This is a genomic window from Pectobacterium sp. CHL-2024 (genome assembly GCF_044751765.1).
In the GTDB taxonomy this organism is placed as follows: Bacteria; Pseudomonadota; Gammaproteobacteria; order Enterobacterales; family Enterobacteriaceae; genus Pectobacterium; species Pectobacterium brasiliense.
On sequence record NZ_JBIXKO010000001.1, the window covers coordinates 545,473 to 557,454 of the forward strand.

Below are 11,982 nucleotides of genomic sequence, written 5' to 3' on the forward strand. Positions count from 1 at the left end.
ATTAGCAGAAATATTAGTCGTAGTGCTTTTTAACGCACGGTTATTGCTTAACCAACTGCCATATCAGGTTATTCGTTCCCAGCGTTTGCTTGTCCCGCACGCATTGCAGAATCACCCCTTCGACCTTTAGCACCGCGCCTTCAGAATAGTTCCGGTTTTCATATACGCAGCAGCGCAGACAGCTATTATTTTGCTCCCGCACCGTCGTCCCTGCCCCCCACACTTCCGGTGGCACGGGAACCACAATGTCCGTTCCGCCACGATTAGCCTGCGCCAGCGTGGGCAGCACCAGCATCACACTCGCGAAACACAAAGACACTAACGATTTCATTGCTCCTGCTCCTTCGTTTTTTTAGTCTGAGGCTTACGCCGTTTTGAAGCACCTGACGGCGGTGCAGAAAGCCCTTTAAACGCTCTCACCGCGCCATTCTGTTTCGCTTGCTGAATCAGCTCCTGTAAGGAGTGGGTCAACGGCTGCATAAAATCCTGATAGCGACATTTCTTCTCACTGATTTGCGTCAACGTGGCTTCCCAATGTGCTGTCATGTCGGGGTGTGCCGCGCTCGCAGGCAGTGAATGAATCAACGCCCGCCCCGCTTCACTCGCGTGAATATAGCGGGCTTTCTTAAACAGAAATGTCCGTTTAAACAATAACTCGATAATACCCGCGCGCGTCGCTTCAGTTCCTAACCCATCGGTCGCCCGCAGGATTTTCTTCAGTTCTTTATCCTGCACAAAACGCGCGATACCCGTCATCGCCGATAACAGCGTGGCATCGGTAAACGGCCGCGGCGGCTGTGTTTGACGTTCAACGACCTCGCCGCGCTCACACAGTAACTCATCACCTTTTGCCACCACAGGCAACGGCATGCCTTCGTTTTCTTCGTCCCGCTCTTTGCCGCCTAACAACGTGCGCCACCCGGCTTCAGCCAGGAACCGCGCTTTGGCAATAAACTTACCCCCCGCGATATCCAGTTCAATGACGCACTTGCGAAACACGGCGTCTGGGCAGAACTGCATAATGTACTGCCGCGCGACCAGACCATACACCTTGCGCTCATTCTCCGTCAGCGAGGCACTTGCACTGCGGGCGGTGGGAATAATCGCGTGGTGAGCATCGACCTTACCATCGTCCCAGCAGCGATTACGCCGATCCACATCCATTACCGGCTGTGGCAGCAGATCGGGCTGATGTACGGATATGGCATTCAAGACGGCATGACGCCCGGCAAAATGCTCCTCTGGCAGATAGCGGCAGTCAGAACGCGGGTACGTAATCAGCTTATGGGTTTCATAGAGCTTCTGGCACACGTCCAGCACCTGCTGCGCACTCAGTCCGAAACGCTTCGCGGCTTCGATCTGTAACGTCGATAGCGAGTAAGGCAACGGCGCGGTTTCTGATTCCCGTTTATCATTATAGCTGGTAACAATCGCAGGCTGGCCTTCGATACGCTTGACGACATGTTCCGCCAACGAGCGATGCAGCAATCGTCCTTCTTCATCCTGATAAGGTTCACAGGACTCGCTGGGCTGCCATAGCGCGACAAAACGCTCATCGGCAGGCGTCACGATATGAGCTTTCACTTCAAAGTAATCTTTGGAAACGAAGTTTTCTATCTCTTCATCTCGTCGCACCACCAGCCCCAGCACCGGCGTCTGCACGCGGCCAACCGACAGCACGCCGTCATAGCCCGCATTGCGCCCTAATATCGTATAGGCACGGGTCATGTTAATGCCGTAGAGCCAATCAGCACGGGAACGCGCCAGCGCCGACACGCACAAAGGGATGAACTCTCGGTTCTCACGAAGACGAGAAACGGCACGTTCTACCGCCTGTGGATTGAGATCGTTAACCAGGCAACGACGTACCTGCTGGCGTTTTTCTTCCGGCAGAGAAAGGTATTCCAGCACCTCATCCACCAGCAGTTGTCCTTCCCGATCGGGGTCTCCCGCGTGAATCACCTCGGTGGCGTCATTCAGGAGCTTCTTTATGGTGTTGAGCTGCTTACTGACCGAGGGCCGCGGCTGCAACAGCCATTTCTGGGGAATGATAGGGAGATCGGCAAGCGACCAGCGGGCATAGCGCGCATCATAAACATCCGGCTGCGCCTGCTCCAGCAGGTGCCCCACGCACCACGTCACAACATCATTCTGGCCGCAGGCAATAAAGCCATCACCGCGTCGATGCGGTTTGGGTAACACGTCTGCAATCGCCCGCGCAAGGCTGGGCTTTTCGGCAATAAAAAGTCGCATTATTCACCATCAAGCAGACTGGGCATTTCCCGCGTAACTCGCGGGAAAGCACGCTGTAAAACGGGGTGGAAATCGATATTATTCAAGAGATGACGATCAGAAGTAATGAACAAACGCGTCGGTATCAAGCGGCGTGACCGTCGTCGACGCTTTGAGCACCGACGTCCCCAGATAGAGGAAACCGACAATTTCATCCTGTTCACGGCAGTTGAACGCTTCACGCACCAGCGAATTGTGTGTCCAGGCACCGCTACGCCAGATACCATTAAAGCCCTGCGCCAATGCCGCCATCTGCATGGCCTGAACCGCACAGCCTGCGGAGACAATTTGCTCCCAAAGCGGGACTTTCGGGTTCTCTTCGCAATGCGCAACAACGGTGATAATCAGCGGTGCGCGATAAGGTGCCTGACGCGCTTTATCGATACCGGCTTCGTCCAACCCTTCCTGCTGCGCCGCACGGGTCAGTAGCGAACTAAAACGATCCAGACCGTCATTTTCGATCATAAAAAAGCGCCACGGCTGCATGGCACCATGATCCGGCGCACGCATACCGGCGTGGATAATGTTATTCAATGCGTCACCCGTCGGTGCTGGCGCGGTCAGGCGCGAGGCCGAACGACGATTCAATAGCAATTCAAGAGCATCCATCGCACATCTCCTGTCTGGCAATATAATTTCTGCGGTACAACCCACTTCTACGGTAGAAACGACTGTACGGCAACGTTGCGCACCACGTTAGCACAAGTAGAAGTTTTGTTACAAGATAACCCCGACAGGGTGCGCTTCTGCGGCGATTTAATGCTGACTTTTTACTGTCCGCTCATTAGGATACTATCACTCCTTGTGCTTCATCACTTGCCAGAGGGCGAGTTGAAGGACGTAGGGCACACGCTGTTTACCCGTTCATGGAGATATCATGCGCACATTGTGGCGAATTTTTAGCGGATTTTTTAAGTGGACATGGCGTCTGCTTAATTTTATCAGAGAATTTATTCTCAATATTTTCCTTATTGCTCTGATTTTAGTTGGTGTTGGGATCTACTCACAGGTAAAAACGACGCCGGAAGAGGCCACGAAGGGTGCGCTGCTGGTCGATCTGACGGGCGTGGTTGTTGATCAACCCACCGTTAACAACAAACTGCGTCAATTAGGACGTGAATTCTTCGGCGCATCGAACAACCGTCGCCAGGAGAACTCACTGTTCGATATTGTCGACAGTATTCGTCAGGCAAAGAGTGACGACAACATCACGGGAATGGTGCTGGATCTCAGCGACTTTACCGGTGCCGACCAACCGTCTCTGCAATATATCGGCAAGGCGCTGCGCGAATTTCGCGATAGCGGTAAGCCTATTTATGCGGTCGGCGACAGCTACAACCAGTCTCAATACTATTTGGCCAGTTTTGCCAATACGGTGTCATTGACGCCACAAGGCAGTGTTGATCTACACGGTTTTGCGACCAACAATCTCTACTTCAAGTCCATGTTGGACAAGCTGAAAGTGACCACCAATATCTTCCGCGTGGGAACTTATAAGTCAGCTGTTGAACCGTATCTGCGTGACGATATGTCGCCTGCTGCACGCGATGCCGATGGCCGTTGGATCAATGCTCTGTGGCAGCAGTATTTAAATACCGTTTCCGCTAACCGCCAGATTACGCCTCAGCAGCTCTTCCCGGGTGCAACCAACATCATTGCAGGCTTGCAGGCCGTTCAGGGCGACACCGCACGCTATGCGCTGGATAACAAGCTGGTCGATGAAGTGGCATCACGTTCCGTAACCGAGCAATCGCTGGTTAAAGCGTTCGGCTGGAATAGCCAGAAGAACAACTTTAATTTCATCAGCATTTACGACTACACCATCAAACCACCGGTGCAAAATAACAACCAGATCGCGGTTGTATTTGCCAATGGCGCCATCATTGATGGCCCGGAAACACCGGGGATGGTCGGTGGTGATACCACGGCGGCACAAATCCGCGCCGCGCGCCTCGATCCTAAAGTCAAAGCGCTGGTACTGCGCGTCAATAGCCCTGGCGGTAGCGTCACCGCGTCGGAGCTGATTCGTTCAGAACTGATGGCGCTCCGTTTGGCGGGTAAACCGATCGTGGTCTCCATGGGCGGTATGGCGGCATCAGGCGGTTACTGGATCTCAACGCCGGCGAACGCAATCATCTCCAGCGCCAGTACGCTGACAGGTTCTATCGGTATTTTTGGCGTGATTACCACGTTCGAAGATTCGCTGGAAAACCTTGGCGTCCACACGGATGGCGTAGCGACCTCACCACTGGCCGATCTGTCGATCACGAAATCACTGCCGCCTGAATTCTCGCAGATGATGCAGTTAAGTATCGAACGCGGTTATAAGAACTTCATTGATATCGTGGCGCAGGCGCGTAAGAAAACGCCTGAGCAAATCGATCAGATCGCGCAAGGTCATGTCTGGATCGGTAGCGACGCGAAAGAAAATGGTTTGGTCGATCAGATCGGTGATTTTGATGATGCCGTGAAGAAAGCGGCTGAGCTGGCAAAACTGGGACAGTATCAGTTGAACTGGTATGCCGAACAGCCAGGTCTGCTGGACACGATGCTGAATCAGGTGAACGCCTCCGTGTACGCCCTGCTGCCCGTTGCCGTCCAGTCTATGCTGCCAGCACCGGTCGCACAGCTGGCGGAAGCCATGCGGTCACAGCCGTCCATCATGAATAACCTGAACGACCCGCAGAACCGGTACGCATTTTGCCTCACCTGCGGAGAAGTCCGGTAGCGTTTACAGTAGCCGCCAATATGTACCCTAAATAATTCGAGTTGCGTGAAGGCGGCAAGAGAAGGCATCCCGATGAGCTTACTCAGGTAAGTGATTCGGGTGACTGAACGCTGCCAACGCACAAGCAGCTTGAAGTATGACGGGTATAGCCCGGTAATAGTCATTGCTTATGATAGTATTATCGGGCTGTTTTTCCCTCTATAATTCTCGGTTTAATCCTGACTCACACCACCATGCGAAAGAAATCCATTTATGTCGCCTATACGGGCGGCACCATCGGCATGCAGCGCTCTGCTAATGGCTATGTTCCGGTATCCGGTCATTTACAACAGCAGTTGGCAAAAATGCCGGAATTCCATCGCGAAGAGATGCCGTCGTTCACGATTCATGAATACGATCCGCTGATCGACTCGTCTGATATGACACCAGCGGATTGGCAATCCATCGCGGACGATATTCAAGGCCATTACGATGACTACGATGGTTTCGTGATTCTGCATGGTACTGACACGATGGCGTTCACCGCCTCCGCGCTCTCGTTTATGCTGGAAAATCTTGCCAAGCCGGTTATCGTGACAGGGTCACAAATTCCATTAGCGGAATTGCGCTCGGACGGTCAGACCAACCTGCTGAACGCGCTGTACGTTGCGGCTAATCATCCGATTAATGAAGTCGCCCTCTTCTTCAATAACAAACTACTGCGCGGCAACCGCACCACCAAAGCTCACGCGGATGGCTTTGATGCCTTCGCCTCCCCCAACTATCCGCCGCTGCTCGAAGCCGGTATCCATATTCGTCGGCTGGCACCGACCGTGGAATGTAGCAACTGTCCGCCGCTGGAAGTGCATCACATTACGCCACAGCCTATCGGGGTAATTACGGTTTACCCCGGCATTTCTGCCGATGTCATCAGCAATTTCCTCCGTCAGCCGGTGAAAGCGCTTATCCTGCGCTCCTACGGCGTTGGCAACGCACCGCAAAGCCCCGGGCTGCTGCACGAATTACGTGAAGCCTCCGCACGCGGTATTGTGGTCGTCAACCTGACGCAGTGTATTTCCGGGCGCGTAAACATGGGCGGCTATGCGACGGGCAATGCGCTGGCGCATGCGGGCGTTATCAGTGGCTTTGATATGACCGTCGAAGCCGCATTGACCAAATTGCATTACTTACTGAGCCAGCAGGACCTAAGCGCCGATGACATTCGCCAATTGATGCAGCAAAACCTGCATGGGGAATTGAGCGATAAAGATTGAGTTAATCACGGAGTCGTAATGAAAAAAGCATTGCTATTAGTTGATCTGCAAAATGATTTTTGTCCCGACGGTGCATTGGCTGTTAACGAAGGCGACCGCGTCATTGAGGTGGCTAACCGCGCTATTGAAGCCTGCGTAGCCGCTGGCGTTCCAGTGATTGCCAGTCAGGATTGGCACCCCACTAATCACGGCAGTTTTGCTGTTAATGCGCATACCAAGATCGGAGAACTCGGTGAGTTAAACGGGTGGCCGCAGATCTGGTGGCCCGTTCACTGCGTGCAGGGAACAGCAGGCGCTGATTTTCATCCAGCACTGAATCAGTCAGCCATTCAGTGGATCGTACAAAAAGGGACTCAACCGGAGATCGATAGCTATAGCGCTTTTTTCGATAACGGACATCGGGTGAAAACCGAATTAGATGCGTGGCTACACGCCAACCACATCACCCATTTGATTATTCTAGGGCTGGCGACCGATTATTGCGTCAAGTTCAGCGTGCTGGATGCGATTGCGCTGGGCTATCACACCGAAGTCTTGGTGGATGGGTGTCGTGGCGTGAATCTTTCGCCTGATGACAGCGAATCTGCGTTACGGGAAATGGCACAGCGTGGGGCGATACTGACGGATATGACGCAGTTTCTTACTACGTTGTCAGCAGCCCACTAGCGCTACTGACAACCGGAATAGCGGCAGCCGTTGCGGCTGCCTGCTTACGTTTTACGCGTCGGGTTTTAGCGTAATAATAGCGTCAGCGATGTTAAACTCACGCTTCAGCTCCTGCTTGCTCTTCATCACGATTTCGCCATCAGTGCCAATCGTCATGTGCTCAGCCTGTTCGTTATGGCGAGCCTGCCACATCATCACCATTTGCAGGCAGTTTTCTTTCTGTTCAGCCGTCAACGCGACACCATCTGGCCATTTGCCCAACTCCACCGCCGTGACTAACCGCTGGTAAATTTCTGGCGTCATGGCGTCGATCAGATCATTGAGTTCCATATCCGGTTTCTGCTCCGAGAAAGATCAGGTTTATTCTTATTAGGTTTCTGTGCTGTGCTAACAGCGTTTTTAGTAGCTGAATCGTTTAAAGCAAGCTATCATCTCGCTTATCGCCGTCGCACCTGTCGCAAACAGATTACCCGTCAACGCGTTCGCCATCAACGTCGTCGATGAAACTCAGTGAAGCCGAATTCACGCAGTAACGTTCGCCCGTGGTTTTCGGGCCATCAGGGAAAACGTGGCCCAAGTGCGCATCACACTGCCCGCAGCGGATTTCGATACGGCGCATATTGTGTGAATCATCTTCCAGATAGCGAATCGCCTCTGAAGATACGGGCTGATCGAAGCTCGGCCAGCCACAACCGGAGTCGTATTTGCTGTCGGAATAAAACAGCGGAGCCTGGCAGCAGAGACAGTGATAAGCGCCAGTGCGCTTGTTATGCAGCAATTTGCCTGAAAACGCAGGTTCCGTACCACGTTGCTGGGTGACATAGCGCTGCATCTCTGTCAATTCAGTATTGTCGGATGGGGTACGCGAAGCAGAGTCGTTAGTCATAGGAAGTCTCACGGCGGGTGTTATCAATTCAATTAATCATTGATTATAACAAAAAATTAACAACCTAACAGGCTGTTCTGACCTAATATTAGGAATGTTATTAGCATCAATATTTAATTGTGATACACATCACATATTGAGATCACACAGGCTTTATATGATGCATTTCACCCTCATATCAGGCTTAGATGTTACTTAGTTACAGGGTCGAGCGGTTTTCGCACAAAGTTTGGTCATAGGTTTGACTTACAGCAACTATTGACACGATTCCGCTTGACGCTCAGCAAGGTTTTTGTAATTTTACAACCAACCTTTTATTCACAAACCAATAGCTGGTGGAATATATGACTATCAAAGTAGGTATCAACGGTTTTGGCCGTATCGGCCGTATTGTTTTCCGCGCTGCGCAAGAGCGTTCTGACATCGAGATCGTTGCAATCAACGACCTGTTAGATGCTGATTACATGGCGTACATGCTGAAGTACGACTCAACTCATGGTCGTTTCAACGGCACCGTTGAAGTTAAAGATGGCCACCTGGTTGTTAACGGCAAAACCATTCGTGTTACCGCAGAGCGCGATCCTGCAAACCTGAAGTGGAACGAAGTCAACGTAGACGTTGTTGCTGAAGCAACTGGCCTGTTCCTGACTGACGACACTGCACGTAAACACATCGCTGCCGGTGCGAAGAAAGTCGTTCTGACTGGTCCATCTAAAGATGACACCCCGATGTTCGTTATGGGCGTAAACCACAAAACTTACGCTGGTCAGGAAATCGTTTCTAACGCATCTTGCACCACCAACTGCCTGGCTCCACTGGCAAAAGTCATCAACGACAACTTCGGTATCGTTGAAGCACTGATGACCACTGTTCACGCAACCACTGCAACGCAGAAAACGGTTGATGGCCCGTCTCACAAAGACTGGCGCGGCGGCCGCGGCGCAGCACAGAACATCATCCCATCTTCTACCGGTGCTGCTAAAGCAGTAGGTAAAGTGATTCCTGAGCTGAACGGCAAACTGACTGGTATGGCGTTCCGCGTTCCTACCCCGAACGTTTCTGTTGTTGACCTGACTGCACGTCTGGAAAAACCTGCTTCTTACAAAGAAATTTGTGCAGCAATCAAAGCCGCTTCTGAAGGCGAGCTGAAAGGCGTTCTGGGCTACACCGAAGACGAAGTAGTTTCTACCGATTTCAACGGTGAAAAACTGACTTCCGTATTCGATGCTAAAGCGGGTATCGCTCTGAGCGACAACTTTGTGAAACTGGTTTCCTGGTACGACAACGAAACTGGTTACTCAAACAAAGTTCTGGATCTGATCGCTCACATCTCTAAATAAGCGTCAGCGATGATTCTGTGAAAAAAGGGCGACGTCATGTCGCCCTTTTTTATTGTTTATTGCAGATTTCTTTTTACCACGAAAAACAATCAAAAAAAGGCACTATCATGCATAACACAATGTTCTCACTCCCCGTCACGAAGCAAATTAGCGCCACCCTCACCCAGCGTCAGTTGGACCAATTACCTATCATTGTCGTTGATCACCCTGAAGTGCGCGCGGCAGTCGCATTACAAGGTGCGCACCTGCTCAGCTGGCAGCCAACAAACGAAGAGCCGGTGCTCTGGCTGAGCGACAATACGCCTTTTACTCATCACGTTGCTATTCGCGGCGGTGTCCCAATCTGTTTCCCTTGGTTTGGCCCTTTCGCCGATCCTAATCACGGTTTTGCCCGTCTGCTGCCGTGGGAATTTACCGCCCACAGCGAAGATGAACATGGCGTACAGCTCACGTTCACGCTGCAGGATAATGAAGAAACGCGTAAGAGCTGGCCGCATGCGTTCACGCTCATCGCCCGCTTCAAGCTGGGCAAGGAATGTGGCATTGAACTGGAAGCGCATGGTGATTACAGCATTACCAGCGCGTTGCATACCTATTTCAATATCGGCAATATCAGCGATATCCGCATTGCTGGCCTGGGTGAGTCTTTCATTGATAAGGTGGATCAGGGCAAGCTGGCAACGCAGCAAGGCGATCTGGTCTTTACCGACCGTACAGACCGCATTTATACCCAGCCGCAGGACACCAGTATGGTACATGACGCTGTGCTGAAACGTGCTATCGAAGTGCACCATACGCACCATAGCGATGTCGTGTCATGGAACCCCGGTGCTGAGCTCTCTCGTACGATTAGCGATATGACCGATGAGGGATATAAAACGTTCGTGTGTGTGGAAACTGCGCGCATTAATCAACCGTTTGTCGCATCCACCAACGCGCCAGCGCGTCTGGCAACGGTTATCCGCATCAAGAAATAATCACGCGATAGGTGTATGGCGATTTCGCCATACACCCTCTTCTGCAAATCCTTTCGCTTCTGCTACACCACATCCAGATGCTGTTTGCGCGTCGGCGGTGGAAAGGCCTGATCGAGCTGCGCGATATCGTCCTTCGATAGCACCACGTCCAGCGCTTTCGCATTTTCCTGAACATGCTTCACAGAGCTGGCTTTGGGAATCGCGATCACGCCCGGTTGACGAATTACCCACGCCAATAGCAGTTGAGCAGGCGTGATGCTATGTTCGCGTGCAATGCGGTTCACTACCGGATGCGAGAATAATCCATCACGCAAGCGCCCAGCCTGCGCGAGCGGACAATATGCCATGATGGGAAGCTGCTGTTGCTGACACCACGGCAGCAAATCAAACTCAATACCGCGCGATGCCAAATGGTAAAGCACCTGATTGGTCATACAGCGTTGTCCGCCGTTCAGAGACCAGAGCTCCTGCATGTCCTCAAGGTCAAGATTGGAGACGCCCCACTGACCGATTTTACCCGCCTGCTGCAATCGTTCCATTGCAGCGATCGTATCAATTAACGGGATGCCACCACGCCAGTGCAACAGATACAGGTCAATCCGCTCGGTTTGCAGACGCTTCAGGCTACGTTCACACGCCTGTATCGCCTTTTCGCCTCCCGCATTGTGCGGATAGACTTTCGACACCAGATAAACGCTATCGCGGCGGCCACGTATCGCTTCACCGACGACGTCCTCCGCCCTGCCTTCCGCATACATTTCGGCCGTATCAATCAGCGTTAACCCAAGATCGATACCCGTTTGCAACGCCGTCACTTCCTGCGCTTTCATTCGGGCATCTTCGCCCATGTACCACGTTCCCTGACCGATCGCCGGTACGCGGGTGTCATCTGGAAAACGAATCGCTTTTGTCACGCGTTCCTCCCTTGCCTGCCGTCAACGTAACGGGTTTGGCGTCAACCTAACATGGCGTTTGGCGCACCATAAATGTGCAAATGGGGTGATATCACCCCATTATTGTACGGCAGATGCACTATGCTTACGAAGAGCATTAAAAGCGCTCACGAAAAGCATCAGAAGCGATAGCTGACGCCTGCGCTCATTAAGATGCTGTGGTTACTATCAACAATCGGGCTGTCTTTCATTTCGTCAGACAGACGCGTGTAACGTCCCACGGCCCACGCGCTCCAGCTTTGGTTAATCTGATAACCAGCACTCAGTTCAAGATACGGAGCCCAACCATCACCAGGGCTGTATTGGTTAAAACCAGAACGCGCAGATTCTTGCGCACTCACGCCGTAGTAATACTGGTTCATGTTTTCACTAAACCAGGTCGCACCAATACCTGGGGTGATGCTCAGATCGCCCATTGAGAAACGGTAAAGGTAAGCGGTATCCCACGCGAAGCCGTTGCTGTAATCCAGCGTATCCCCTGCCAGCACGGTACGAATTTCACCCCAGTCGGCAGTATGACGATAAGCCGCACCCGCCATCAGCGTACCGCGGCGTTTGTCCAACTGCTTCATACGCAGATCGTCGCTATCTCCCGGCTTAAACCCTAAAGGCAGGTAGTAGGCCGTTAAAGAGAAACGATTTGCGCCGTCATTCCACAGGTAGTATCCACCACCCAGCCCGCGGAAATAAAAATTTTCACTTTCATAATTCAGTACAGGAAGCGGAATAACGTCATTATCAACACCACGGTACACGGACGTTGAACCCGCAGCGCCAAGGCCCAGAGAGACATCTGCGGCATAGGCTGAAGGCAGGAGCACAGCACCAGAAACCAGTGCGGCCAGCATACATAGTTGAGGTTTTTTCACAGTTTTCTATTTCCTATT

General features: G+C 52.2%; 12 protein-coding genes. 5 read left to right on the plus strand and 7 right to left on the minus strand.

The features are described 5' to 3' along the window. Window positions 1-40: 40 nt before the first annotated feature. From ACIPUG_RS02395 to ACIPUG_RS02405, 3 genes are all read right to left on the minus strand, one after another. Window positions 41-331, minus strand: a complete 291-nt coding sequence (locus tag ACIPUG_RS02395) for a YnjH family protein (RefSeq protein ID WP_014915328.1) — start codon at window positions 329-331, stop codon at window positions 41-43. Then, window positions 328-2,253, minus strand: a complete 1,926-nt coding sequence (locus tag ACIPUG_RS02400) for a DNA topoisomerase III (protein WP_039464120.1) — start codon at window positions 2,251-2,253, stop codon at window positions 328-330. The genes ACIPUG_RS02395 and ACIPUG_RS02400 overlap by 4 nt, the downstream gene beginning before the upstream one ends. Window positions 2,254-2,349: 96 nt before the next feature. Beyond that, window positions 2,350-2,901 (minus strand): NAD(P)H nitroreductase, encoded by a 552-nt coding sequence (locus tag ACIPUG_RS02405; RefSeq protein WP_400337183.1) that lies wholly within the window; start codon window positions 2,899-2,901, stop codon window positions 2,350-2,352. Between the two features lie 268 nt (window positions 2,902-3,169). Here ACIPUG_RS02405 and sppA point away from each other — a divergent pair, with 268 nt between their 5' ends. The 3 genes from sppA (at window position 3,170) to pncA (ending at window position 6,939) form a co-directional block, all read left to right on the plus strand. After that, window positions 3,170-5,020 carry a signal peptide peptidase SppA gene (sppA, locus tag ACIPUG_RS02410; RefSeq protein WP_039286598.1) on the plus strand — a complete coding sequence of 617 codons (1,851 nt, stop codon included), beginning with the start codon at window positions 3,170-3,172 and terminating at the stop codon, window positions 5,018-5,020. A gap of 233 nt (window positions 5,021-5,253) precedes the next feature. Then, window positions 5,254-6,273 (plus strand): asparaginase, encoded by a 1,020-nt coding sequence (gene ansA / locus ACIPUG_RS02415; RefSeq protein ID WP_400337185.1) that lies wholly within the window; start codon window positions 5,254-5,256, stop codon window positions 6,271-6,273. Between the two features lie 18 nt (window positions 6,274-6,291). Then, window positions 6,292-6,939 carry a bifunctional nicotinamidase/pyrazinamidase gene (gene pncA, locus ACIPUG_RS02420; protein WP_400337187.1) on the plus strand — a complete coding sequence of 216 codons (648 nt, stop codon included), beginning with the start codon at window positions 6,292-6,294 and terminating at the stop codon, window positions 6,937-6,939. Window positions 6,940-6,990: 51 nt separating this feature from the next. Here the strand turns inward: pncA and ACIPUG_RS02425 are convergent, their stop codons facing one another. Then, a complete protein-coding gene (locus ACIPUG_RS02425) occupies window positions 6,991-7,269 on the minus strand; it encodes a YeaC family protein (protein ID WP_010275380.1) in 279 nt (92 codons plus the stop codon). 136 nt (window positions 7,270-7,405) lie between these two features. Then, complete coding sequence (gene msrB, locus ACIPUG_RS02430; protein WP_029367374.1) at window positions 7,406-7,825, minus strand: peptide-methionine (R)-S-oxide reductase MsrB; 420 nt, start codon at window positions 7,823-7,825, stop codon at window positions 7,406-7,408. 344 nt (window positions 7,826-8,169) lie between these two features. Between msrB and gapA the strand changes: the two genes are divergently transcribed. Then, window positions 8,170-9,165 carry a glyceraldehyde-3-phosphate dehydrogenase gene (gene gapA, locus ACIPUG_RS02435; RefSeq protein ID WP_010295247.1) on the plus strand — a complete coding sequence of 332 codons (996 nt, stop codon included), beginning with the start codon at window positions 8,170-8,172 and terminating at the stop codon, window positions 9,163-9,165. Window positions 9,166-9,272: 107 nt separating this feature from the next. After that, the gene (locus ACIPUG_RS02440) at window positions 9,273-10,142 is read left to right on the plus strand and encodes a D-hexose-6-phosphate mutarotase (protein ID WP_400337189.1); all 870 of its coding nucleotides are present in this window, start codon (window positions 9,273-9,275) and stop codon (window positions 10,140-10,142) included. A 62-nt stretch (window positions 10,143-10,204) separates the two neighbouring features. On the opposite strand, the gene ACIPUG_RS02445 is transcribed toward ACIPUG_RS02440, so the two are convergent. Next, window positions 10,205-11,056 (minus strand): aldo/keto reductase, encoded by an 852-nt coding sequence (locus tag ACIPUG_RS02445; protein ID WP_400337191.1) that lies wholly within the window; start codon window positions 11,054-11,056, stop codon window positions 10,205-10,207. Between the two features lie 158 nt (window positions 11,057-11,214). Continuing rightward, a complete protein-coding gene (locus ACIPUG_RS02450) occupies window positions 11,215-11,964 on the minus strand; it encodes a MipA/OmpV family protein (protein ID WP_039500882.1) in 750 nt (249 codons plus the stop codon). Between the last annotated feature and the right edge of the window lie 18 nt (window positions 11,965-11,982).